Source organism: Micromonospora sp. CA-249363, assembly GCF_050950185.1.
Taxonomy (GTDB): Bacteria; Actinomycetota; Actinomycetes; order Mycobacteriales; family Micromonosporaceae; genus Micromonospora.
The window spans coordinates 1,013,789-1,038,471 of the sequence record NZ_CP192020.1; the positions used below are offsets into that span (position 1 = coordinate 1,013,789).

Consider the following 24,683-nt stretch of genomic DNA (forward strand, 5'->3'; position numbering starts at 1 on the left):
TCCGATACGCTCAGGTTCGTTGGAAACCTGCGGCCAAGGAGCGGAACTAGTGTCTGATCTGTCCCAGATCGTGAAGGCGTACGACGTCCGAGGGACGGTGCCGGACCAGTGGGACGAACGGGTCGCCGAGGCGCTCGGGGCCGCCTTCACCCAGCTGCTCAACACGACTGACGAGCCCGGTGACGCCGTTGTCGTCGGGTACGACATGCGGGCCAGCTCGCCCGGCCTGGCGTCCGCCTTCGCCGCCGGCGTACGGGCCGAGGGGCGCTCGGTGATCGAGATCGGGCTCGCCTCCACCGACCTGCTCTACTTCGCCTCCGGCTCGCTCGGCCTGCCCGGGGCGATGTTCACGGCCAGTCACAACCCGGCGCAGTACAACGGCATCAAGATGTGCCGCTCCGGCGCCCGGCCCATCGGGCAGGACAGCGGTCTGGCGGAGATCCGCGATCGGGCGCAGGCGTTGCTGGACTCGGGAGCGTCCCGCCCGGCGGGCGAGCCGAGCCGGCCGGCCGAGCGGCGCGATCTGCTCCCCGACTACGCCGCGTACCTGCGCAAGCTCGTCGACCTTTCCGGCATCCGGCCGCTGAAGGTGGTGGTCGACGCCGGCAACGGGATGGGTGGTTACACCGTCCCCACCGTGCTCGGCGAGGCCGCCCTGTCGGCCCTGCCGCTGGAGATCGTGCCGCTCTACTTCGAGTTGGACGGCAGTTTCCCCAACCACGAGGCGAACCCGCTGGACCCGGCGAACCTGGTCGACCTCCAGCGGGCGGTGGTCGAGCACGGCGCCGACATCGGCCTGGCCTTCGACGGCGACGCCGACCGGTGTTTCGTGGTCGACGAGCGCGGCGAGCCGGTCTCGCCGTCGGCGATCACCGCGCTGGTCGCGGCGCGCGAGCTGGCCAAGCACCCGGGCTCCACGGTGATCCACGGTCTGATCACCTCCAGCGCGGTCGCGGAGATCATCCGTGAGCACGGTGGCGAGCCGGTGGTGGCCCGGGTCGGGCACTCCTTCATCAAGGCCGAGATGGCCCGGACCAACGCGGTCTTCGGCGGGGAGCACTCCGCCCACTACTACTTCCGGGACTTCTGGTTCGCCGACACCGGCATGCTCGCCGCGATGCACACGCTGGCCGCCCTCGGTGAGCAGTCGCTGCCGCTGTCCGTACTGGCCGGCGAGTACGAGCGCTACGTCGCCTCCGGCGAGATCAACTCGACGGTCGCCGACCAGGCCGCGGCGGTGGCCGACGTACGGGCCGCGTACCCGGACGCGACGGCCGACGAGATGGACGGGCTCACGCTGCGCTTCGCCGACGGCGCCTGGTTCAACCTGCGTGCCTCCAACACCGAGCCGCTGCTGCGGCTCAACGTCGAGGCGCCTACCCGCGAGCGGATGGTCTCGCTCCGGGACGAGGTGCTCGACCGCGTTCGCCGATAAGATCGCCTGCGCCGGTCGGCACCGCCGCCGGTGACCCGCACTCGTGGAAGGAGCCGTGCCATGGCCCTGGATCCGCAGTTGCTCGAGATCCTCGCCTGCCCGGACACGCACCACGCCCCGCTCACGTACGACGCGGAGGCGCAGACGTTGACCTGCACGGAGTGCGGCCGGATCTTCGAGGTCCGCGACGACGTGCCGGTGCTGCTGCTCGACGAGGCGCGCGGCGGCCCCGGGCAGCAGTCATGATCGACGGTACGGCCGGGGTCAGCGGGCGTCGCGACGCCGACGAGGCCCTGCTCGACAACCCGACGGCGCTGGCCGAGCACGACCCGGGCGACATGCTGCGGCACACCGCCTCGGCCGGCGCCCAGGTACGCGAGAGCGCGGCGCTGGCCGCCGAGGCGAACCTCGCGGTGCTCTCCGACGACGGGCGGCCCCGCGCCGTGGTGATCGCCGGTATCGGCACCGCGGGGCGCACCGGGGACGTGCTCGCCACGGTCGCCGGACCGCGCTGCCCGGTGCCGATCATCGGGCACCGCAGCGCGGGCGTACCCGGTTGGGTGGGCGCCGCCGACGTGGTCATCGCGGTGAGCGCGTCCGGTCGCAGCCCGGAGGCGCTCGGCGCCGCCGAGGCCGCGCACCGGCGCGGCGCTCGGCTGGTCGCGGTGGGCGCACCGGACTCGCAGTTGCAGTCGGTGGCCGAGCGCGCCCGCGCGCCGTTCATCCCGGTGCCCCGACGGGCGCCGGCCCGGGCCAGCCTCTGGGCGCTCACCGTGCCGGTCCTGTTGGCGGCGCGTTCGCTCGGCCTGGTGAAGGTCAACGAGGCGGACCTGGCGGAGACGGCGGCCCGGCTCGACGCGGACGCCGACCGGTGCCGGTCCACCGCCGAGTCGTTCGTCAACCCGGCGAAGTCGCTGGCGCTGGGGCTGGCCGGCTCGATCCCGATCGTGTGGGGTTCGTCGCCGCTGGCCACCGTGGCGGCCCGCCGGTTCGGCGACACCCTGTCCGCCAACGCCCGCTATCCGGTGGTCAGCGGTGCGCTGGGCGAGGCCGGGCGGGGACGGGTCGGGCTGCTCGACGGCGTCTTCGGCGGCCTGGCCGAGGGCGAGCGGGACATCTTCGCCGACCCGTCGGACGACGACGGCGAGGGTACGCGGCTGCGGTTGGTGCTGCTGCGCGACGGCGGGCTCAACGCCGAGGACGACACGGACGAGCCGCTCGCGGTCGAGGAGCGCCGTGCGGACGCGGTACAGACGCTCGCCGAGCGCCGCGGCGTCCGATGCGACGTGGTGACCGCCGAAGGCGGGTCGGCTCTGGAGCGGCTGGCTTCGCTGATCGCCGTACCGGACTTCGCCTCGATCTATCTTGCTCTGGCACACGGGTTGGACCCGATGGCCGTACCGGCCATCACCGAGATGAAGGAGCTGTCGAACCAGTGAACGAAAGCAGGGGGCGGCGCGGCACGAACGTCACCACGACGCGAAGCGGAGTGGCGGCGTGAGCGCGAACGGCGGGACGAAGGCGATCGTCGCCGCCCTGCTGGCCAACGTCGGTATCGCCGTCACCAAGTTCATCGCGTTCCTGCTCTCCGGGTCGTCATCGATGCTGGCCGAAGCGGTCCACTCGGTCGCCGACTCCGGCAACCAGGGTCTGCTGCTGCTCGGCGGCAAGCGGGCGAAGCGCGCGGCCACGCCGGAGCACCCGTTCGGGTACGGCCGGGAGCGGTACATCTACGCGTTCATCGTGTCGATCGTGCTGTTCAGCATCGGTGGACTGTTCGCCCTCTACGAGGCGTACCACAAGTGGTCGCACGCGGAGGGCATCACCGAGTGGCAGTGGCTGCCGGTGGCGGTGCTGGTGGCGGCGATCATCATGGAGTCGTTCTCCTTCCGGACGGCGATCAAGGAGTCCAACCACATCCGGGGCAAGCAGTCCTGGGTGCGGTTCATCCGCCGGGCCAAGGCCCCGGAGCTGCCGGTGGTTCTCCTGGAGGACTTCGGCGCACTTGTCGGCCTGGTGTTCGCGCTGTTCGGCGTGGGCATGACGTTGGCCACCGGGAACGGTCGGTGGGACGCCGCCGGTACCGCGATGATCGGCATCCTGCTGGTGGTCATCGCCGTCGTGCTGGCCATCGAGACCAAGAGTCTGCTCCTCGGTGAGGGTGCCGAGCAGCAGGACCTGACCGCCATCGAGCGGGCCATCACCGAGGGCCCCGAGGTGGAGCGGATCATCCACATGAAGACGCTCTACCTGGGTCCGGAAGAGTTGATGGTGGCGGCGAAGATCGGCGTACCGGCCTGCGAGAGCGCCGAGGCCCTGGCTCGCGGCATCAACACCGTGGAGGCGCGCATCCGCACCGCCGTGCCGATCGCCCGGGTGATCTACCTGGAGCCGGACATCTACAGCGCCGCCGCCGCCGAGGCGGGCACCGGCGCCGCCGCCGACACCGCCGTACCGCAGCCGGAGGAGCCGGCGGGCGAGGCGGTCGGGCGGCCCGGGGTCTGAGACGTGGAACCGCTGTACGGACCGATCCGCGACTACGCCTGGGGGTCCCGCTCCGCCATCGCGCTGTTGCAGGGGCGTCCGGTGCCCAGCCCCGGCCCGGAGGCGGAGCTGTGGTTGGGCGCCCACCCGGGCGCCCCGGCCCGCGTGGAGCGCGCCGGGGCCCGGGTGAGCCTCTGCGACCTGGTACGCGACGAGCCGGGGCAGTGGCTGGGCCAACGGGTGGCCGACCGTTTCGGCAGTCGGCTCCCGTTCCTGCTCAAGGTCCTCGCCGCCGACTCGCCGCTGAGCCTGCAGGCCCACCCGGACGCCGAGCAGGCCCGGGCGGGCTTCGCTGCGGAGGCGGACCTCCCGGCGGCCGAGCGCAACTACTCCGACCCGCACCACAAGCCGGAGTTGTTGGTCGCGCTCACCCCGTTCGAGGCGCTGTGCGGCTTCCGCGATCCGGTGGAGTCGGCCGAGGCGCTGGCCGCGTTCGGCGTACCCGAGCTGGTGCCGGTGGTGGACGCGCTCCGGACCGGACCGGCGGGCCTGCGCACGGCGGTGGCGACGCTGCTCGGCTGGCCGGCCGCGGAGCGTGACGGGCTGCTGCGGGCCGTCCTCTCGTCGGCGGCCGACGGCCCGGACGCCGAGTTGGCCCGCCGGCTGGCGAAGGCCTATCCGGGCGACCCGGGCGTGCTGGTGGCCCTGCTGCTGCACCACGTGCGGCTGGTGCCGGGCGAGGGGATCTGGATGCCCGCGGGCAACCTGCACGCGTACCTCAGCGGCTGCGGCGTCGAGATCATGGCGGCCAGCGACAACGTGCTGCGCGGTGGCCTCACGCCGAAGCGGGTCGACGTGGACGAGTTGTTGCGGGTGCTGCGCTTCGAGGTGCTCGACGATCCGGTGCGCGCCGCCCGGCCGGTCGCACCGGGGGTGGACTGCTGGGCGGTGCCGGTGGACGACTTCGCGCTGCACCGGGTGCGGGTCGGCGCGGACGTGCCGGAGGCCACGCTGGCGTTGCCCGGTCCCCGGGTCGTGCTCTGCGGCGCGGGCTCGGTGACGGTCGACGACGGGGCGGGTGCCCTGACGCTGGTGTCCGGCGAGGCGGCGATCGGCACGGCGGCGGGCGAGCCGCTGCGGATCAGCGGCGACGGTGAGGCGTACGTGGCGACGTCGGGCCTTCGCTGACTCGACACAAGTCCGACTTTCCCGGAATAGCTTGACTCGCTCCTGGCCGAGTGTGACTCTATGGGTACGCAGCGTTATCGCGACGACGGTCCGACAACGTGCGGGGAACCAAACCGGGGGGATGCGCGGGGCGGGCGGAGGCGGGCAGCGGGTCTGTCCACCACCGACCGCCCCGTGCGCTGTCCGCCGCCCGTCCCCCGGCGGCCGTCGTCGGCGCGCGTAAGGTGGAAGGTCGGCGCAGACATCGTTCGACAGGAGCTTTCATGACCAGCACCCTCCCGGCGGCCGCCAGCGGTACGCCGTCCGAGGCCCGGCCGAGCACGCTCGCCGAGGGCGACTTCAAGGTGGCGGATCTGTCGCTCGCCGAGTTCGGGCGCAAGGAGATCCAGCTCGCCGAGCACGAGATGCCCGGCCTGATGGCCATCCGGCGGGAGTTCGCCGAGGCGCAGCCGCTCGCCGGCGCGCGGATCACCGGCTCGCTGCACATGACCATCCAGACCGCCGTCCTCATCGAGACGCTTGTCGCCCTCGGCGCGCAGGTGCGCTGGGCGTCCTGCAACATCTTCTCCACCCAGGACCACGCCGCCGCCGCGATCGTCGTCGGCCCGGACGGCACGCCCGACGCCCCTTCGGGCGTTCCGGTGTACGCCTGGAAGGGCGAGACGCTGCCCGAGTACTGGTGGTGCACCGAGCAGGTGCTCCTCTGGCCGGACGGGCAGGGCCCGAACATGATCCTCGACGACGGCGGTGACGCCACCCTGCTGGTGCACAAGGGTGCCGAGTTCGAGAAGGCCGGCGTCGTGCCGCCGGTCGAGTCCGCCGACTCCGAGGAGTACGCGGTCATCCTCGAGCTGCTGCACCGCTCGCTGGGTGAGGACGGCCAGCGCTGGACCGGCATCGCGGCTGGCATCAAGGGCGTGACCGAGGAGACCACCACCGGCGTGCACCGCCTCTACGAGATGCACCGCGCCGGCACGCTGCTCTTCCCGGCCATCAACGTCAACGACTCGGTGACCAAGAGCAAGTTCGACAACAAGTACGGCTGCCGGCACTCCCTCATCGACGGCATCAACCGGGCCACCGACGTGCTGATCGGCGGCAAGATGGCCGTGGTCATGGGCTACGGCGACGTGGGCAAGGGCTGCGCCGAGTCGCTGCGCGGTCAGGGTGCCCGGGTCGTGGTGACCGAGGTCGACCCGATCTGCGCCCTCCAGGCCGCGATGGACGGTTACCAGGTCGCGACCCTGGACGACGTGGTCGAGCAGGCGGACATCTTCATCACCGCCACCGGCTGCTTCGACGTCATCACCAACGAGCACATGGCCCGGATGAAGCACCAGGCCATCGTCGGCAACATCGGTCACTTCGACAACGAGATCGACATGGCCGGCCTGGCCAAGCGGTCCGACGTCGAGCGGGTCAACATCAAGCCGCAGGTCGACCTGTGGCGCTTCGCCGACGGACACGCCGTCATCGTGCTGTCCGAGGGGCGTCTCCTGAACCTGGGCAATGCCACCGGGCACCCGAGCTTCGTCATGTCGAACTCGTTCGCCAACCAGACCATCGCCCAGATCGAGCTGTTCACCAAGACCGAGGACTACCCGATCGGCGTCTACGTGCTGCCCAAGCACCTGGACGAGAAGGTGGCCCGCCTGCACCTCGGCGCCCTGGGCGCGAAGTTGAGCACCCTCACCAAGGAGCAGGCCGCGTACCTGGGCGTCTCCCCGGAGGGCCCGTTCAAGCCGGACCACTACCGCTACTGATCAACTCTCTTTTCGAACCGGGCCGGCTGCGCACAGCCGGCCCGGTTCGTCGTCTCGCGCAGCCCCTGTTTTCCGCGATCTTGCAGTTCCTGTTGCCGATTCGCGGCTCTGATCCCGATTTGTCGCCACAGAAAGTGCAAGATCGCCGGGCTGGGCTGGGCTGGGCCGGGCCGGGCTGGGCTGGGCTGGGCTGGGCCGGGCCGGGCTGGCCCCGGGGCGGGCCCGGGGCGCGGGGCGGGGTGCGGGGGCGCGGGGCGGGGGTTCAGCGGCGGGGGGTGGGGCGGAGCCAGGTCCAGGCGCACCAGGCCAGCCAGCCCAGCGACACGACGGTGGCCAGAGCGCGTTGGCGTAGCGCGCTGAGGAGCAGCACCACGGCCAACACCGCGAGCCACGGCAGGAAGGCTTTCACGACGGGGATCCTCGCACGGCCGAGCGGTGAACGGTGCGCGGCCGGGCGTCGAAGACCAGGTCACGGGGAGAGTGAGCTTGCCATGAACAACTTGACGAGGCCTGTGAACAGGAGGAAGGTATGGCTGCCCTAAGTTAGTGAAGGCGTGCCTAATGAACACGGAGCGGGGATGTTCGCCACCTACCTGATCGGCCTGCGGGAAGGCCTGGAAGCGACCCTGGTGGTCAGCATCCTCGTCGCCTTCCTGGTGAAGTCGCAGCGCCGGGACCGGTTGCCCCAGGTGTGGGCGGGCGTCGGCCTGGCCGTGGCGCTCTCCGTGCTGTTCGGTTGGCTCATCGAGTACACCTCGACCTCGCTGCTGGCCCGTTCCGAGGATCGCGAACTGTTCGAGGCGATCACCTCCGTCGCCGCCGTGGTGTTCGTCACCTGGATGATTTTCTGGATGCGCAAGGCGGCCCGCACGATCGCGGGTGAGCTGCGCGGCAAGCTGACCGAGGCCCTCGCCGTCGGGTCGCTCGCCGTCGCCGGAATGGCCTTCCTCGCGGTGATCCGTGAGGGCCTGGAGACCGCGCTGATCTTCTACTCCGCGGCGCAGGGCGCGGCCGGGGACAGCGGACCGCTGCTCGCGCTCATCGGCGGCATCGTGACCGCCGTGGTCCTCGGCGTGCTGCTCTACGCCAGCGCCCTCAAGATCAACCTCAGCAAGTTCTTCACCTGGACCGGCGCGCTGCTGATCCTGGTGGCTGCCGGCATCCTCAAGTACGGCGTGCACGACTTCCAGGAGGCCGGTGTCCTGCCCGGCCTCGGCGACCTGGCGTTCGACATCACCGCCACGCTCGACCCGAGCACCTGGTACGCGGCGCTGCTGGCCGGCATGTTCAACGTGACCCCCGCGCCCACCGTGCTCGAGACCATCGCCTGGATCGGGTACGCCGTACCCGTCCTGGTGCTCTTCCTGCGCCCGACCCGGCGTACCCCGGCGTCGGGAATGGCCACGACGGCCCCGGCAGCGCCCTCCACGCCGGCGCGGGCCGCGGCCTCGGCGCCCGGCGTCGAGGAGTCCGAGCGGACGTCGCCGCCCACCACCACCGTCACCGAACGCGGGGCCGACACCGGCGCCGAGGCAGAGGCGGCATCCGCGCCGCAGCGTGCCTGACCCCACGAGGAGAGACAGCACAGATGCGTACCACCCGATTCTTCGCGCTGGCCGCTGCCGGCGTGTTGGCGACGGCCGGCGTCGCCGCCTGCTCCAAGGCCGACTCCGACAAGTCGGACGCGGCGGGCGGGCCGATCGTGGTCAAGGCCACCGACACGGCCTGCGACGTCGCCACGACCGACCTCGGCGCCGGGACGGCCACCTTCAAGATCACCAACTCGGGCGCGAAGGTCACCGAGTTCTACGTGTACGCCTCCGGCGACCGGGTGATGGGCGAGGTGGAGAACATCGCCCCCGGACTGAGCCGCGAGCTGCACGTCGAGCTGCCCGCCGGCACGTACGAGACGGCCTGCAAGCCGGGCATGAGCGGCAAGGGCATCCGGGGCGCGCTCAAGGTCAGCGGGTCCGCGCAGCCGCTGACCGCTGACGCGGCCCTGGCCGGTGCTACGGACAACTACCAGCGCTACGTCAAGAGCCAGACCACCGCGCTGCTGGAGAAGACCGAGGAGTTCGTCGGCGCGGTGAAGGCCGGCGACGTGGCGAAGGCCAAGACGCTGTACCCGGTGGCGCGCACCTACTGGGAGCGGATCGAGCCGGTGGCCGAGATCTTCGGTGACCTCGACCCCAAGATCGACGGCCGCGAGGAGGTCATCGAGGAGGGGATGGAGTTCACCGGCTTCCACCGGATCGAGAAGGATCTCTGGCAGTCCGGCGACATCAGCAAGGACGGCCCGATCGCCGACCGGCTGCTGGTCGACGTCAAGGAGATCGTGGCGAAGGCCAACGCCGAGAAGCTCTCGCCGCTGCAACTCGCCAACGGCGCGAAGGAACTGCTGGACGAGGTCGCCAGCGGCAAGATCACCGGCGAGGAGGACCGCTACTCGCACACCGACCTGTGGGACTTCGCCGCCAACCTGGAGGGGTCCAAGGCGGCCCTGTCCGCCCTGCGGCCGGCGCTGGAGCAGCGTTCGCCGGAGCTGGTCAAGCAGCTCGACACCGAGTTCGCGAACGTCGAGGCGCAGCTCGGCAAGCACCGCGACGGCGACGGGTGGAAGCTGCACACCGCCCTGAGCAAGGCCGAGCTCAAGGAGCTCTCGGACGGCATCAACGCGCTCGCCGAGCCGATCAGCAAGGTCGCCGCAGTCGTCGCCAAGTGACCGGGACGCAGGGGGAGTCGAGTCGATGAGCGTACGCAGGTTGACCCGCCGGCGGGCTATCACGCTCGCCGGCGCCGGGGTGGCCGGAGTCGCGGGGGTGGCCGCCGGCGCGGGCGCGCTGGTCGGCGACTCGCGTGGCCCGGCCTCGGCCAGCGACCACCCGGCGGGTGCGGTGCCGTTCTTCGGCGAGCACCAGGCCGGCATCGTCACCCCGGCCCAGGACCGGCTGCACTTCGTCGCCTTCGACGTCATCACGAAGGACCGGGCCCGCCTGGTCGGGATGCTCGAGGAGTGGTCGGCCGCCGCCGCCCGGATGACGGCCGGCCGTGACGCCGGTGTCCTCGGCGCCGTCGGTGGGATGCCGGAGGCCCCGCCGGACGACACGGGCGAGGCGCTCGGTCTCCCGCCGTCACAGCTCACCCTGACCATCGGCTTCGGGCCCACGCTGTTCCGCGACGCCGACGGGCGGGACCGGTTCGGCATCGCCGACCGCCGCCCGGCTGCTCTGGCGGAGCTTCCGAAGTTCCCCGGTGACGCGTTGCAGGCCCCGATCTCCGGCGGCGATCTGTGCGTGCAGGCGTGCGCCAACGATCCCCAGGTGGCGGTGCACGCGATCCGCAACCTGGCGCGGATCGGCATGGGGGTGGTCAGCGTCCGCTGGTCGCAGCTCGGTTTCGGCCGTACGTCCTCGACCTCCCGCGACCAGGCGACCGCCCGCAACCTGTTCGGCTTCAAGGACGGCACGGCCAACCTCAAGGCCGAGGAGACCGACCTGCTGCGCGACCAGTTGTGGGTGCAGCCCGGCGACGGGCCGGACTGGATGACGGGCGGCTCGTACCTGGTCACCCGCAAGATCCGGATGCTCGTGGAGACCTGGGACCGCACCTCGCTGGCCGAGCAGGAGGAGATCGTCGGCCGGACCAAGGGCAGCGGCGCCCCGCTCGGGCGCAGCAAGGAGTTCGACGAGCCGGACTTCGCGGCACGCGGTGACGACGGCAAGCCGTTGATCGCCGAGCACGCCCACGTCGCCCTCGCCCACCCGAGCCGCAACAACGGCGCACACCTGCTGCGCCGGGGCTACAACTTTGTCGACGGCTCGGACGGTCTCGGCCGGCTCGACGCCGGCCTGTTCTTCATCGCCTACCAGCGGGACCCGCGCCGGCAGTTCGTGCCGATCCAGACCCAGTTGGCCCGCCACGACGTGATGAACGAGTACCTGCGGCACGTCTCCAGCGGCCTGTTCGCCTGCCCGCCCGGCGTACGCGACGGTGGCGACCACTGGGGGCGGGCACTCTTCGGCTGAGCCGCCGCGACCGGCCGGCCGCGGTGGTGGTGGCGCCGGACGCCGTCGAGGGGGGATCATGGGGGCAGCCCGCCCGGGGACGATCCCGGTGCGGGCCCTCGCACCACGCGGCGCCGCCGCCGCGGGTCGCGGTTCAGGATTGCCGGCGGCGCTGTCGTGCCGGCTGACGCCGGTCCCACCGAACTGAACGGGGATGCAATATTAATCCCATGAGAGCCCGGGTACTGGTGGTCGACGACGACCCCGCACTCGCCGAGATGCTCGGCATCGTGCTGCGCAGTGAGGGTTTCCTGCCCTCGTTCGTGGCCGACGGCGAGCGGGCGTTGGCCGCGTTTCGTGACAGTCGACCGGACATCGTCCTGCTCGACCTCATGTTGCCCGGAATGAGCGGTATCGACGTGGCACGGTCGATTCGTGCCGAATCGGGCGTGCCGATCGTCATGCTGACCGCCAAGAGCGACACCGTGGACGTCGTCCTCGGGCTCGAATCCGGCGCCGACGACTACGTGGTCAAGCCGTTCAAGCCGAAGGAGTTGGTGGCCCGGATGCGGGCCCGGCTGCGCCGTGGCGAGGACGTCGCGCCGGAGATGCTGACCATCGGGCCGCCCGGCAACCAGATCAGCATCGACGTGCCCGCTCACACGGTCAGCCGCAACGACGAGGAGGTGAAGCTGACGCCGCTGGAGTTCGACCTGCTGGTCGCGCTCGCCCGCAAGCCGCGTCAGGTCTTCACCCGCGAGGTGCTGCTGGAGCAGGTCTGGGGCTACCGGCACGCGGCCGACACCCGACTGGTCAACGTGCACGTACAGCGGCTCCGCGCCAAGATCGAGCCAGATCCGGAGCGACCGGAAATCATCCTCACCGTGCGGGGCGTGGGCTACAAGGCGGGCACCGGATAGCCTGGTCGCACTGTGTCGACCTCGCCGCCCCCGCAGAACACCACAGCCCGCCGGCTCGCTGCCGGTCGGGAGGTCTGGCGTGTGCTGAGCGGCCGGGCCGCGCGGCTGCTGGCCCGGGCGCACCAGACCTGGCGGCGCTCGCTCCAGGTCCGCGTCGTCACCATCACGTTGGTCGCCTCCAGCCTGCTGGTGGGCGGTTTCGCGTACCTGATCGCTGACAAGATCACGACGATCCTGCTCGACAACGCGCGCACCGACGTCCAACTGCGCCTCAAGGGCGGCGCCGGGTACGCGGCCAAGCAGGTCTCCCTCTACGGCCAGCCCCAGGAGGCGCAGCTCCAGGAGACCATCGAGGGCACGGTCAACTACCTGGCCGGGGGCGACCCCCAGCAGACCAGCGGCGTGGTGGTGGCGATCACCGCCGCCGACTACCCGACGATGATCCAGACCCGTACCGCGCCGGCGGCCAACGTCCAGCCCCTGATCAGCAAGGAGTTGCGGGCCGCGGTCGCCAGCGGCAAGGTGGCCAGCCAGATCCAGACCGGCCGCCTCACCGGCGAACAGACGAAGTACCTGGTCTACGGCTCGCCGGTGCCGACCCGGTTCGGGCAGATCGAGCTCTACTACCTGGTGCCGCTGACCCGTCAGGACACCACCGCCGCGGACGCCCGCGCCACCGTCGTCGGCACCGGCATCGCCCTGGTGATTCTGCTGGGGCTGCTCGCCGCCCTGGTCACCCGGCTGGTGGTCAACCCGGTCCGGGTCGCCGCGCGGACCGCCCAGCGGCTCTCCGCCGGCCTCCTCGACCAGCGGATGGTGGTCAACGGCGAGGACGACCTCGCGCTGCTGGCCGCCTCGTTCAACCAGATGGCGACCAACCTGCAACGGCAGATCCTGCGCCTGGAGGAGATGTCCCGGTTGCAGCGGCGGTTCACCTCCGACGTGTCGCACGAGCTGCGGACCCCGTTGACCACGGTCCGGATGGCCGCCGACCTGATCTTCGCGGAGCGCGACGAGTTCGATCCCGCGGTGGCGCGCAGCGCCGAGCTGCTCCAGGCCGAGCTGGACCGTTTCGAGGAACTGCTCACCGACCTCTTGGAGATCAGCCGGTTCGATGCGGGCTTCGCCATGCTGGACGCCGAGCCGACCGACCTGGTGCCGGTGGTGCACCGGGTCGTCGACAGGTTGGCCGGGCTGGCCGAGCGGGTGGGCGTGGAGATCGAGTTGGACCTGCCCAGCACCCCGGTGATCGCCGAGGTCGACCCTCGCCGGGTGGAGCGGGTGCTGCGCAACCTGGTCGGCAACGCCGTCGAGCACGGCGAGGCCCGGCCGGTGCTGATCACCCTCGGCATCGACGAGACCGCCGTGGCGCTCACCGTCCGTGACCACGGGGTGGGGCTGAAGGTGGGCGAGGAGAAGCTGGTGTTCAACAGGTTCTGGCGGGCCGACCCGTCGCGGGCCCGCCAGACCGGCGGCACCGGGCTGGGCCTGTCGATCAGCCTGGAGGACGCCCGTCTGCACGGTGGTTGGCTGGAGGCCTGGGGAGCGCCGGGTCAGGGCGCCCAGTTCCGGCTCACCCTGCCCGCCCGCGCCGGTGACCGGCTCACCACGTCGCCGCTGCGGCTGGTGCCCGCCGACGCGGCGTTGCCGTTCGGCGGGCCGCGCGACGGTGGCCCGCTCGCCATCGGGCCGGGCAGCGGTGGAGCGTTGGCGATCGGCCCGGCCCCGGCCGACGGTGGCGAGCGGCAGGAGGTGCGCTCGTGAGGGCCCGACCACTGCTCGGCGCGTTCGGCGCGGCGCTGCTCCTCAGCGCCGGGTGCGGCATTCCGGCCTCGTCCGACGTGCGGGTCGACGGCAAGGCCGGCACCGCGACCGAGGCCGGATCGAGCAACGGCCGCAGCAGCGAGCCGCCGTCGCGGACCGCCAGCGGCAGCGACAACGCGGCCTTCGTGCGCAACTTCCTGTCCGCCGCCGCCGGCGAGCCGGACCGGGCGTACGAGCGGGTGAAGGCCTTCATCGCCCCCGAGCACCGGCCCCGTCTGCAGGACAGGAAGGGCAGCGAGGTCGCGCTGACCGTGGTGCGGCTGCGCGAGACCGTCTTCACCTTCAACAGCGACTCCACCACCACCGTCAAGATCACGGTGCAGCAGATCGGCGTGCTGCGGACCAACGGCACCCTGGCGCCGCCGGTGGCGACCGAGACGCAGTACGAGTTCCGGCTGCGCAGCGCGGCCCTGGGCGGCGCCGGCAGCGACGAGCGCGCCGGCCAGTACCTGCTCGACCCGCCGAACGTGCTGCTGCTCAGTGACGTCGCCCTTCAGCAGTACTACCAGGACGAGTCGATCTACTTCTGGAGTTCCGACCGTACGCGGCTCGTGCCCGATCAGCGCTACCTGCCGTACGCGGTGCCGGACGAGCGCCGCGTCAACGAGGTCGTGCGGTGGCTGGTGGGCGGCCCGTCCGACTGGCTCCGGCCGGGCGTCGTCGGCCTGCCGGACGGCACCGAGCTGATCAACAACGCCACCGGCGCGAACAACCGGTGGGAGGTCAACCTGGACATGTCCGGCGACGACCAGAGCCGCGTCGACCAGGTGATGACGCAGCTCGCCTGGTCGCTGGGCGACCTGCCCGGCGAGCTGGAGCTGAAGATCCGGAACAACTCGCAGCCCGTGCAGGACCTCGACGAGCGTCGGACGGCCCAGCCGCTCTACCCCGTCCGGGAGGACCCGCAGCGGTACGGCGTCTACGAGGGTGCGATCCGCCCGCTCGACTTCGCGGGTGAGCCCAGCGGCGCGGTACCCCTCACACCGGAGGCCAACCGCGCCATCGTGTCCGCCGGTCTCGCGCGGGGAGTCAACCGGGTGCTCGCCGCGCTGGTGGTGACCAGCGGCAAGGACCGGCAGCGACTCGCGGTCGGCTCGGGTGCGGACACCGTGGCCACGCTTGGCCGCAGCGCCGGGGAGTACACCTCGATCGGTCGCCCGGTCTGGCTGCGTACCGCCGACACGCGTCCCGCCCAGGGGTTGGTGGTGGCCGACGGTCGCCTCTACCGCTTCGACGAGGCCGCCCGGATGTCGCAGGTGCCGCTCAACCTGCCCTCGCCGGAGGTCACCGCGGTCGCCTCCGCGCTGGACGGTCAGCGGATCGCGTTCATCGCCGGTGGGCAGCTCTACGTCGCGGCGCTCAACCTCGACGGCTCCGGCAACGGGTTGTCCATCGGCCCGCCCCGGCCACTGGTCACCTCCCTGACCAACCTGACTGCGGTGGACTGGATCGGGGAGGACCGGCTGGTGGTGGCCGGCTCGGCGGGCCAGCCGGCGATCTACGAGATCAGCGTGGACGGCGCCCTGGAGACGCCGCTGCGCACCGACGTGGGCGCCAAGGTCAACCACCTGACGGCGTACCCCACCAACCGCAGCGTGCGCGTGCCCACCGGGGCGTACATGTACGAGGCGAACAAGGTGGCCTACCGCAGCAGCCCGTTCGAACGGATCGAGCCCGAGAGCGTGCGGGACGTCCCCCCGCCACCGGCCGGAGTCCGCCCGAGCAACCCGTCGGCCCCGTTCTTCCTCTACTGACGTCGTGCGCGGGCTCTGGGCGGACCTCGCCGACCTGGTCCTCCCCGCGGACTGCGCCGGCTGCCGGGAGCGTCACCAGCGGATGCGACAGGGGGTCTGCCCCTCCTGCGTGACGGCGCTGAGCGCGCTGCGTCCCCGGGTGACCCGCCCCACGCCCGCCCCGCCCGGCCTGCCGCGCTGCGTCGCCCTCGGCCCGTACGCCGGTCCGCTGCGTGAGGCGCTGCTGGCGTACAAGGAACACGGCCGACACGGTCTGGCCCGTCCGCTCGGCGCCCTGCTGGCCGAGGTGGTCGCGGCGGCGGTCGGCGAGGTGCGTCCGGTGGCGCTGGTGCCGGTGCCGGACACCGCGGCTGCGGCGCGCGCCCGGTACGGCGACCACCTGGACCGGCTGGCCCGGCACTGCGCGGCCCGGCTGGGCCGGTGCGGCTGGCAGGTACGGGTGCACCGGCCGCTGCGTGCCCTGCCCCGGCCCGACTCCCTGACACTGGACAGCGCGGGTCGCGCGGCGGCCGCCGAGGCGGCCTTCCGTCCCCGTTCCGGCGCGTCGGACGGGCTCGGCCCCTCCGGAAGCGGACCCGTCGTGGTGCTGCTCGACGACATCGTGACCACCGGGGTGACGCTGGCCGCGGCGGCCCGGGTGCTGACCGCCACCGGATGGCGACCGGGTGTCGCCGCGGTGCTCGCCGCAACCGAGAAACGACTCCAGTTGTAACCGACCGTGTTTCCGTTTCACCCGTTGGTGTATGAGGTGCGAAAAATACCGGGCGGTCTTGGCGACAAGGGGTGACTGCCGAGCGAACAGGAGTTAGCGTTTCGCTGTCGGGGGTAGGAGGTCGTTCCATCCCGCCCCTGGCGGTGAGAGGAGGCGTAGCCGCACTGACCGGTCGACGCCAGGGGGTCTTCCTACGGCGCTCGATCGGGAAACCGGATCGAAGACGTCCGAACAAGGGAGGTCACGTGGACATCGTGGTCAAGGGCCGCAACGTCGAAGTGCCGGACCATTACCGGGTACACGTAGCCGAGAAACTCGCAAAGGTCGAACGTTACGACCACAAGATTATTCGCATCGATGTCGAGCTGTTTCACGAGCGCAATCCGCGCCAGGCCGACCACTGCCAGCGGGTGGAGATCACCTGCGTTTCCCGTGGTCCGGTGATCCGGGCCGAGGCCTGCACGAACGACTTCTACAGCGCGCTCGACGCCGCCATCGCGAAACTCGACACCCGGCTACGCCGCGCGGCGGACCGCCGGCGCGTACACCGTGGCCGGCACGCGCCGATCTCCGTGGCCGCCGCCACCGCCGACCTGCCGGTCACCGACCTGGTCGCCGCCCCGCTGTCCGCGTCGAGCGCCCGCGCCGGCACCGCCGTGGCGGAGCGCGCCGAGGAGGAGTACGACCAGCCGTGGCACATCGCCCGGGAGAAGGTGCACCCGGCCGAGCCCATGACGATCGACGACGCGCTCTTCCAGATGGAGCTGGTCGGTCACGACTTCTACCTCTTCCAGGACAAGGAGACCGGCCGTCCCAGCGTCGTCTACCGACGTCACGCCTACGACTACGGCATCATCTCCCTCGACGCCTGAGGCGGGTCCGACCCGTCGAGCATGGGGCCGTGGCGGTCGTCCGTCACGGCCCTCGTGCTCGGTCAGCGCAGGTCGGCGGGGAGCAGGGCGAAGGTCAGGTCGTCGAGGCGAGCTCCCGCCAGGCCGGGCAGCCGACCCCGTTGCAGGCCCTCGCGCTGGAAGCCGACCCGCTCCAGCACGCGGTGCGAGGCGGTGTTCCCGGGCACCGTACCGGCCGTGAGCCGGGCAAGACCGGCCGGTCCGAACGCCCAGGCCGCGAGCAGCCGGACCGCCCGGGTGGCGTACCCGTGTCCCCGCCACTGCGGGAGCAGCGCGTAGCCGATCGAACCCTCCCCGCTGGCCACCTCGGTGTACGACAGGCCGCAACTGCCCGCCGGCTCGCCGGTTGCCACGTCGACGATCAGAAGCCGGGCGATGTCACCGGTCAGCCACCCGCTCTCGGCCAGCCGGCAGCGCCGCTCGATCGACTCCCGCGTCGGAGGCACCGGAGGAGCCTGGTTGGCCACCACCTCCGGCCGGCTGTGCAGCCCGTACATCATCTCCGCGTCCTGCGGCGCGAGCCGGCGCAGCGCCACCACCTGGTCGGTGAGCATCCCGTCGGGCAGGTCCGGCAGCAGCCGGGCGATCGGGCCGGGCGGATCTCCGGCGAGGCGTACCCAGGTCAACAGGTCGTGCCGGCCGCCGTCCCGACGCTGGCCGGCCGACCGGCGCAGGCCCTCGTAGCGGAAGCCGGCCGCCAGCGCGACGCGCTGGCTGGCCGCGTTCTCCGGCTCGGTCGGCAACTCCAGCCGGACCGTCCCGGCGTTGAAGGCGTGCTCGCTCAGCGCCCGGGTCGCGGCCGTGGCCAGCCCGCGTCCCCGCGCCGCCGGCCGCAGCCAGTACCCGATGTCCGCCTGGCGTCGGGCGGGCACCGGGTTGCTCAACCCGGTGCCGCCGAGCAGGCGGTCGGTGGCCGGGTCCGCGATGGCGTACGCGGCGCCGCCGCCGCCCCAGACCGCCGGCGCGCCGGCCTCGACCCACCAGCGGGCGTCGACCTCGGTGTACGGGGACGGCATGGTGGACACGAACCGCTGGCTGAGCGGGTCCGCGCAACCGTCGATGAGGTCCGCGATGTCGTCGAGGCGGAACGCCCGCAGCCGTACCCCGTGCGCCTCGACGACCGGTGGCGCGCCCGTCACGTCAGGTCCTCGGCGAGCAGCGCGGCCACCCAGGCGTCGACCCGTTCACCTCGGTGCGGCACGCCGCCCCGGGCTGTCCCCTCGAACGTGAAGCCCGCCTTCTCGGCGGCCCGGCGGGACGAGGTGTTGCCCACGTTCGCCTTCCACTCGATGCGTGCCAGGCCAAGGGTGGTGAAACCCCAGGCGCTGAGCGCGAGCAGCGCGGCCGGCAGGTAGCCCCGGCCGCGGACGGCCGGGGCGACCATGAAGCCCACGTCCGCCAGCAGCGGATCGGCGGGGGAGAGCCGCAGGTCCAGCGAACCGGCGTACCGGTCGTCCGGGTCGGCGATCACGAAGCAGGCGGCGTCGCCCCGGGCCCAGGCGTCCTGGCCGAAGCTCCGGTACCCCTGCGCGTCGGAGCGGTCGTACGGGTCGGGGACCGTGGTCCAGCGGATCGACTCCGGGTCCCGGCAGGTCTGCACGACGGCGTCCAGGTCCCGCTCCTCCATCGGTCGGAGCCGCAGCTCACCGTGCGCCGAGGTGGCGAAGAGAACCGGCTTGGGGCGGCCGAAGACAGCGGCCCGGCGAGCCGCCAGGGTGCCTCGGGCGGCCGGACCGGTCGACCCTGCTTCGGGCACCTCGCCCGGCAGCAGCGAGCCGATCCAGCCGTCCGCGCCGCCGTCCGGCGTCGGGTTCGCCTGCCGGACCCGGCCGTCGATCCGGAAGCCGGCCCGGAGCGCGACCAGCCGGGAGACGTGGTTACCCACCTCCGCCTGCCACAGCAGCCGGCGCAGCCCCAGCTTCTCGAACGACCAGCGGGACACCGCCCGGGTGGCCCGGACGGCCACACCCCGACCGCGCGCCCACGGGGCCGTCCAGTAGCCGATCTCACCGGTGCCGGCGCTGTCGATGGAGATCAGCCCGCACGAGCCGAGCAGGTCACCGCTGGCCGCGTCGCAGACGGCGAACGGTGCCCCGGTGCCGTCCGCCCACGCTCGCGCGCTCACCCGCGAGACGAAGTCGCGGGCGTGTTCGGGCAGGTACGGGCGCGGTACGGTGGTCCAACGCTGAATGTCCCGGTCCTGGCAGGCTCGGTGTACGCCCTCGGCGTCCGCCTCCCGCCAGGGTCGCAGCAGCACCCCGTCCTCGATGATCTCCACTGGCTCCACCCGTGCATCGTGCCGGAACGTTCGCCCTGGGCGTAACCGGATAACGTCCCGGGCGCGACCCGTGCGCGTGTTATGTCGGGTTCGGCGGAGCGGACCGCCGCCACCAGTGACCATCGCGCCGATGTTGCGCCTACGATGGTTCGAGACTGTCTAGGGGAGCGTTGATCCGTGTCGATTCTGGAAAAGGTCCTTAACGCGGGCGAAGGCCGCATGGTGCGCCGGCTCAAGGCCATCGCCGCCGCCGTCAGCTCGATCGAGGACGACTACGTCAACCTCACCGACGAGGAGCTGCGCGGCATGACCGAGCAGTTCCGCGAGCGGCTCGCCGACGGTGAGACCCTCGACGACCTGCTGCCGGAGGCGTTCGCGGTGGCCCGCGAGGCGGCTGCCCGCGTGCTCGGCCAGCGGCCGTACGACGTCCAGGTGATGGGCGGCGCGGCGCTGCACTTCGGCAACATCGCCGAGATGAAGACCGGTGAGGGCAAGACGCTGACCTCGGTCATGGCCGTCTACCTCAACGCGCTCTCCGGCGACGGCGTACACGTGGTCACCGTCAACGACTACCTCGCCCAGCGCGACGCGGCCTGGATGGGCCGCGTTCACGAGTTCCTCGGGCTGACCGTCGGCGTCGTGCTGCCCAACCGGCCGGCCGCCGAGCACAAGGCCGCCTACGAGTGCGACATCACCTACGGCACCAACAACGAGTTCGGCTTCGACTACCTGCGCGACAACATGGCCTGGTCGAAGGACGAGCTGGTCCAGCGGGGCCACAACTTCGCCGTCGTCGACGAGGTCGACTCGATCCTGATCGACGAGGCGCGTACCCCGCTGATCATCTCCGGCCCGGCCGAGCACTCGGCCCGCTGGTACGGCGAGTTCGCGGGCGTGGTCGCCCGGCTCCAGCCCGGCACCGACGGCGAGGGCGACTACGAGGTCGACCACTCCAAGCGGACCGTCGCGGTCACCGAACGCGGTGTCGCCAAGGTCGAGGACCGGCTCGGCATCGACAACCTGTACGAGTCGGTGAACACCCCGCTCGTCGGCTACCTCAACAACGCCATCAAGGCCAAGGAGCTCTACAAGCGCGACAAGGACTACATCGTCAGCGACGGTGAGGTCCTGATCGTCGACGAGTTCACCGGTCGCATCCTGCACGGCCGTCGCTACAACGAGGGCATGCACCAGGCGATCGAGGCGAAGGAGGGGGTGGAGATCAAGCAGGAGAACCAGACCCTGGCCACGATCACCCTCCAGAACTACTTCCGCCTCTACAACAAGCTGTCCGGCATGACCGGTACGGCGCAGACCGAGGCGAGCGAGTTCAACAAGGTCTACAAGGTCGGTGTCGTGACCATCCCGACCCACCGCCCGATGGTCCGCGAGGACCGGCCGGACGTCATCTACAAGACGGAGAAGGCCAAGTTCAACGCGGTCATCGAGGACATCGCGGAGCGGCACCAGATGGGCCAGCCGGTGCTCGTCGGCACCGTCTCGGTGGAGAATTCCGAGATCCTGTCCCAGCTGCTGCGCCGCCGGGGCATCCCGCACAACGTGTTGAACGCCAAGTTCCACGCCCGGGAGGCGGAGATCGTCGCCCAGGCCGGGCGCAAGGGTGCGGTCACCGTCGCCACCAACATGGCCGGCCGTGGCACGGACATCCTGCTCGGCGGCAACCCCGAGTTCCTGGCGGCCAACGAGCTGCGCCAGCGCGGTCTCGACCCGCTGGAGAACGAGGAGGACTACGCCAAGGCGATGGAGGAGGTCCTGCCCACCTGGAAGCAGGCCTGCGACGCCGAGGCGGACGAGGTCGCCGCCGCCGGTGGTCTCTACGTGCTGGGCACCGAGCGGCACGAGTCCCGGCGGATCGACAACCAGCTGCGCGGTCGTGCCGGCCGGCAGGGCGACCCGGGTGAGTCCCGGTTCTACCTGTCCCTCCAGGACGAGCTGATGCGCCGCTTCCGGGCCGGCGCGGTCGAGGCCGTGATGGAGCGCTTCAACATCCCGGAGGACGTGCCCATCGAGTCGAAGATGGTCACCCGCCAGATCAAGAGCGCCCAGGCCCAGATCGAGGGCCAGAACGCCGAGATCCGCAAGAACGTTCTGAAGTACGACGAGGTGCTCAACAAGCAGCGCCAGGTCGTCTACGCCGAGCGGCTGCGGGTGCTCAACGGCGAAGACCTGTCCGACCAGGTCCGCAACATGATCGACGACACCGTCGAGGCGTACGTGCGGGGCGCCACCTCCGAGGGGTACGGCGAGGACTGGGACCTCGAGCAGCTCTGGTCCAGCCTCAAGCAGCTCTACCCGGTCGGCGTGACGATCGAGGAGCTGGAGGAGGAGGCCGGCGGGTCACGGGCCGGCATGGACGCCGACTTCCTCGTCGCACGCCTCAAGGAGGACGCGAACGCCGCGTACGACCGCCGCGAGGAGCAGCTCGGCACCGAAGGCGTGCGCCAGCTCGAGCGGATGGTGCTGCTCCAGGTGATCGACCGCAAGTGGCGCGAGCACCTCTACGAGATGGACTACCTCCAGGAGGGCATCAACCTCCGGGCGTACGCCCAGCGCGACCCCGTCGTGGAGTACCAGCGCGAGGGCTTCGACATGTTCGCCACCATGATGGACGGCATCAAGGAGGAGACCGTCGGTTTCCTCTACAACGTCGACGTCCAGGTCACCGAGCCGGAGCCCGAAGCCGACTCGGAAGAGGTGAAGCTGCTCGACAAGCCGGTGGAGATCCGGGCCAAGGGTCTGAACCGTGCGCCGCAGCGGCAGGGTCTGCAGTATTCCGCTCCGACCATCGACGGCGAGGCCAGCCCCGGCGCCGTCGCCTTCGAACAGGAGCAGCAGCAGGCGCCGGCGCTCGGCGTGGGCCGCCCGGCGCCTGGCGCTCCGGCTGCGCCCGGGCGGAGTGCTCCGTCCGCCCCGCAGCGGCCGGCCTCGGGCCTGCGTGGCCCGGTGCTCCCGACGGCCGGTTCCCGGCGCCCGGCCCCCAACCAGGCCGACGGCGGCAACGGCCCGTCCCGCAACGCGCCGTGCCCGTGCGGCTCGGGTCGCAAGTACAAGCGCTGCCACGGCGCACCCAACGGCGGTAACTGACCGACACCGCGTCCCGATGGGCCCCGGCCGACAAGGCCGGGGCCCATCGGCGTCCCCGTCCCCGTTTCCGGTCGGTCGGCCTGGCCTCGGTCGGCCCGGCCTGGCCTCGGTCGGCCCGGCCTGGCCTCGGTCGGCCCGGCCTGGCCTCGGTCGGCCCGGCCTGGCCTCGGTCGGCCCGGCCTGGCCTCGGTCGGCCCGGCCTGGCCTCGGTCGGCCCGGCCTGGCCTCGGTCGGCCCGGCCTGGCCTCGGTCGGCCCGGCCTGGCCTCGGTCGGCCCGGCCTGGCCTCGGTCGGCCCGGCCTGGCCTCGGTCGGCCCGGCCTGGCCTCGGTCGGCCCGGCCTGGCCTCGGTCGGCCCGGCCTGGCCTCGGTCGGCCCGGCCTGGCCTCGGTCGGCCCGGCCCGGCCTCGGTCGGCCCGGTCCCGGCCGGTCGCCCCGGCCTCGGTCGGCCTGGCGTCTTCGTCCGGCCGGCGTCTGGGCCCGGGGACGAGATCGACTCCGCTTCGGGGAAGTCGGTGTGTCAGCGGCCGGCTGATGCCCCGATTTCGGGGATGTCGAGTCGATCAGCGCACGGCGAGCGGATCAGAGGACGTGCAGGGCTGTGCACAGCCAGCGGCCACGCCGGTGCTCCAGGCGTACCGCCATGGCCCAGCTGCGACCACCCGGGCCGCTCACCACGGCGGCTGCCTCCACCGCTGCCTCGCGAGGTTCGCAGACCCGCAGCCGGCTGAGCCGCAGTGCCGGCCGGGTCGCCCGACGCCGCGCCGGACCGGCCCGCCCGGTGGCCCGAGCGAGTTCGGTGAGCAGGTCGGTCGCCCGGCCCGGGTCGAGCAGAGGGCGTACCTGAGCCGGTAAGCGGTAGCCGTTGACCACCTCAAGGCAGGTGCCGACGAAGCGATGCGCGGCCCGGGTGGCCTCGGGCGCCGTCGACGGAGGCAGGGGAGCGCCCGGATGGTTGGCCGGATGCGCGGGCGTACGGCGTGGAGTCGTGGGCCGGACCGGGTCCGGTCGTGTCGAGGCGAAGAGGTCGAGGGCGAGCTGACCGGCCGTCGGCCCCGGCCAGTACGTCTCGTCCTGGTACGGCGGGTCGATGGGCGGGACGGGACGCAGGCGCACGGATGGTCGGGAGACTCCGGGTCGCCGCTCGCTCATCGCTGCCTCCCAATGATCTTGCGTTTGCCTTAGTTTGCCTTCGACTCACTAGATTCTCGGCGACAAAGCGGTCCCGGTCAATGGCCACTGCGGCGAATGGGCCGCGCCCGGGTGATCCACTCGACTTCGCGGATTCGGCGGTGTCGCGGCGGTTCGGACAGCCCGACATCGGTGATCTGGAGTGGATCACCGCGCGCGGAGGGCCGAGCGTCGCTACTCGGGCTCGCGGTCGACGAGGGGATTCTCGCGCACCCAGTCGGCGGTCTCGGCGTACTTCTGCGCGATGTACTCCTCCAGCCGGGCCCGCTCGACCCGCCACTGGCCGCGCCCGCCGACCTTGATCGCCGGCAGCTCCCCGCTGCGGACCATGTGGTAGACCTGCGAGTCCGACACGTTCAGCTCGGCGGCCACGTCGGAGAGCAGCAGGAACCTCGGCTCCACAGGAACTCCCGGGGTTGACGTCGTTTGCCTCAGTTTGCCACCGGCAGCGCTCACCGCCCAACATTGCCGTGGCCGTCGGCGTCGGACACACCGGCGGAAAACTTCCACCGGCCGGAGGCGAGGTGTATGACGGTCACGGCGTGCGGCATGATCTGCGCCCGTGCCGGCCACCGCCGGTACGGAACCGAGCGGGGAGACGACCGGTGACCGACGAGCTTGTCCGGGTGTACGTGCCGGCGACCGTACCCATGCTGGCCCGCCTGCGCGAGCAGGGGCTGACCGCCGACGCCGCGCACGCGGTGACGCCCTCGCTGCGCGAGTGGTACGCCGAGGGCGACGAGGAGGAGTTGGAGTACGTCGCGTTCACGCGGGCCGCCCAGGACGCCCTGCACCTGCTCCGGGCCGACCCGGCCGCGCCCCGCCGCCGCGTGGTCGTCTCGGTCGACCTGCCGCCCGCCGCTCTCGGTCGTGGCGACGGTGAGCTGGGCTCCAGCCTGGTGACCTTGACCGACACCGTGCCGGTGCGAGCTGTCGCGGCGATCCACGTGGACGGTACGGACGCCGTCGAGGAGGTCGCCGCCGCGGCCGACGTGGTGGCCGAGGCCGCCGCCGGTGACCCGGACGCGCAGTTCACCGTCGACGGCGCCGAGGATCACGAGTTGGAGTGGTACGACGTGTCGGAGCTGGACGTCCTGCTGCGCACCGCCGACTGA

General features: G+C 71.9%; 21 protein-coding genes. 16 read left to right on the forward strand and 5 right to left on the reverse strand.

The genetic code is table 11. The features are described from left to right. The first annotated feature begins 49 nt into the window (after positions 1 to 49). From ACQPZK_RS04840 to ahcY, 6 genes are all read left to right on the forward strand, one after another. A complete protein-coding gene (locus ACQPZK_RS04840; RefSeq protein WP_433537136.1) occupies positions 50 to 1,435 on the forward strand; it encodes a phosphomannomutase/phosphoglucomutase in 1,386 nt (461 codons plus the stop codon). Between the two features lie 60 nt (positions 1,436 to 1,495). Beyond that, the gene (locus tag ACQPZK_RS04845) at positions 1,496 to 1,681 is read left to right on the forward strand and encodes a Trm112 family protein (protein ID WP_007455824.1); all 186 of its coding nucleotides are present in this window, start codon (positions 1,496 to 1,498) and stop codon (positions 1,679 to 1,681) included. Continuing rightward, a complete protein-coding gene (locus ACQPZK_RS04850; RefSeq protein WP_433537137.1) occupies positions 1,678 to 2,874 on the forward strand; it encodes an SIS domain-containing protein in 1,197 nt (398 codons plus the stop codon). Before ACQPZK_RS04845 ends, ACQPZK_RS04850 begins: the two co-directional genes overlap by 4 nt. Positions 2,875 to 2,932: 58 nt before the next feature. After that, complete coding sequence (locus ACQPZK_RS04855; RefSeq protein ID WP_433537138.1) at positions 2,933 to 3,940, forward strand: cation diffusion facilitator family transporter; 1,008 nt, start codon at positions 2,933 to 2,935, stop codon at positions 3,938 to 3,940. A 3-nt stretch (positions 3,941 to 3,943) separates the two neighbouring features. Continuing rightward, complete coding sequence (manA, locus tag ACQPZK_RS04860) at positions 3,944 to 5,107, forward strand: mannose-6-phosphate isomerase, class I (RefSeq protein ID WP_433537139.1); 1,164 nt, start codon at positions 3,944 to 3,946, stop codon at positions 5,105 to 5,107. A gap of 263 nt (positions 5,108 to 5,370) precedes the next feature. Further along, the gene (gene ahcY / locus ACQPZK_RS04865; RefSeq protein WP_433537140.1) at positions 5,371 to 6,870 is read left to right on the forward strand and encodes an adenosylhomocysteinase; all 1,500 of its coding nucleotides are present in this window, start codon (positions 5,371 to 5,373) and stop codon (positions 6,868 to 6,870) included. Between the two features lie 262 nt (positions 6,871 to 7,132). On the opposite strand, the gene ACQPZK_RS04870 is transcribed toward ahcY, so the two are convergent. Next, positions 7,133 to 7,279 carry a hypothetical protein gene (locus ACQPZK_RS04870; protein WP_422738428.1) on the reverse strand — a complete coding sequence of 49 codons (147 nt, stop codon included), beginning with the start codon at positions 7,277 to 7,279 and terminating at the stop codon, positions 7,133 to 7,135. A 169-nt stretch (positions 7,280 to 7,448) separates the two neighbouring features. Here ACQPZK_RS04870 and efeU point away from each other — a divergent pair, with 169 nt between their 5' ends. From efeU to hpf, 8 genes are all read left to right on the forward strand, one after another. Beyond that, on the forward strand, positions 7,449 to 8,435 hold the full coding sequence (gene efeU, locus ACQPZK_RS04875) for an iron uptake transporter permease EfeU (RefSeq protein WP_433537141.1): 987 nt from the start codon (positions 7,449 to 7,451) through the stop codon (positions 8,433 to 8,435). 23 nt (positions 8,436 to 8,458) lie between these two features. Continuing rightward, positions 8,459 to 9,592 (forward strand): iron uptake system protein EfeO, encoded by a 1,134-nt coding sequence (gene efeO, locus ACQPZK_RS04880; protein WP_433537142.1) that lies wholly within the window; start codon positions 8,459 to 8,461, stop codon positions 9,590 to 9,592. A gap of 25 nt (positions 9,593 to 9,617) precedes the next feature. Then, entirely contained in the window at positions 9,618 to 10,895 is a 1,278-nt protein-coding gene (gene efeB, locus ACQPZK_RS04885) for an iron uptake transporter deferrochelatase/peroxidase subunit (RefSeq protein ID WP_433537143.1), read from the forward strand. A gap of 209 nt (positions 10,896 to 11,104) precedes the next feature. Next, a complete protein-coding gene (gene mtrA, locus ACQPZK_RS04890) occupies positions 11,105 to 11,794 on the forward strand; it encodes an MtrAB system response regulator MtrA (protein WP_355052014.1) in 690 nt (229 codons plus the stop codon). Positions 11,795 to 11,806: 12 nt separating this feature from the next. Further along, positions 11,807 to 13,558, forward strand: a complete 1,752-nt coding sequence (mtrB, locus tag ACQPZK_RS04895; protein WP_433537144.1) for an MtrAB system histidine kinase MtrB — start codon at positions 11,807 to 11,809, stop codon at positions 13,556 to 13,558. Then, positions 13,555 to 15,372 carry an LpqB family beta-propeller domain-containing protein gene (locus tag ACQPZK_RS04900; RefSeq protein ID WP_433537145.1) on the forward strand — a complete coding sequence of 606 codons (1,818 nt, stop codon included), beginning with the start codon at positions 13,555 to 13,557 and terminating at the stop codon, positions 15,370 to 15,372. The genes mtrB and ACQPZK_RS04900 overlap by 4 nt, the downstream gene beginning before the upstream one ends. Before the next feature lie 4 nt (positions 15,373 to 15,376). Continuing rightward, a complete protein-coding gene (locus tag ACQPZK_RS04905) occupies positions 15,377 to 16,084 on the forward strand; it encodes a ComF family protein (protein ID WP_433537146.1) in 708 nt (235 codons plus the stop codon). A gap of 245 nt (positions 16,085 to 16,329) precedes the next feature. After that, positions 16,330 to 16,956 (forward strand): ribosome hibernation-promoting factor, HPF/YfiA family, encoded by a 627-nt coding sequence (hpf, locus tag ACQPZK_RS04910; RefSeq protein ID WP_433537147.1) that lies wholly within the window; start codon positions 16,330 to 16,332, stop codon positions 16,954 to 16,956. Positions 16,957 to 17,018: 62 nt separating this feature from the next. On the opposite strand, the gene ACQPZK_RS04915 is transcribed toward hpf, so the two are convergent. Then, entirely contained in the window at positions 17,019 to 18,134 is a 1,116-nt protein-coding gene (locus ACQPZK_RS04915; protein ID WP_433537148.1) for a GNAT family N-acetyltransferase, read from the reverse strand. Further along, positions 18,131 to 19,282: a GNAT family N-acetyltransferase gene (locus tag ACQPZK_RS04920; RefSeq protein ID WP_433537149.1), complete on the reverse strand. Its 1,152-nt coding sequence runs from the start codon at positions 19,280 to 19,282 to the stop codon at positions 18,131 to 18,133. The genes ACQPZK_RS04915 and ACQPZK_RS04920 overlap by 4 nt, the downstream gene beginning before the upstream one ends. A gap of 168 nt (positions 19,283 to 19,450) precedes the next feature. On the opposite strand from ACQPZK_RS04920, the gene secA reads away from it, so the two are divergent. Further along, positions 19,451 to 22,378, forward strand: a complete 2,928-nt coding sequence (secA, locus tag ACQPZK_RS04925) for a preprotein translocase subunit SecA (RefSeq protein WP_433537150.1) — start codon at positions 19,451 to 19,453, stop codon at positions 22,376 to 22,378. A gap of 581 nt (positions 22,379 to 22,959) precedes the next feature. Here secA and ACQPZK_RS04930 read toward each other — a convergent pair. After that, positions 22,960 to 23,529 carry an Rv3235 family protein gene (locus ACQPZK_RS04930; RefSeq protein ID WP_433537151.1) on the reverse strand — a complete coding sequence of 190 codons (570 nt, stop codon included), beginning with the start codon at positions 23,527 to 23,529 and terminating at the stop codon, positions 22,960 to 22,962. Positions 23,530 to 23,742: 213 nt separating this feature from the next. Further along, the gene (locus tag ACQPZK_RS04935; protein WP_433537152.1) at positions 23,743 to 23,970 is read right to left on the reverse strand and encodes a helix-turn-helix transcriptional regulator; all 228 of its coding nucleotides are present in this window, start codon (positions 23,968 to 23,970) and stop codon (positions 23,743 to 23,745) included. Between the two features lie 203 nt (positions 23,971 to 24,173). Between ACQPZK_RS04935 and ACQPZK_RS04940 the strand changes: the two genes are divergently transcribed. After that, entirely contained in the window at positions 24,174 to 24,683 is a 510-nt protein-coding gene (locus ACQPZK_RS04940; RefSeq protein ID WP_433537153.1) for a DUF6912 family protein, read from the forward strand.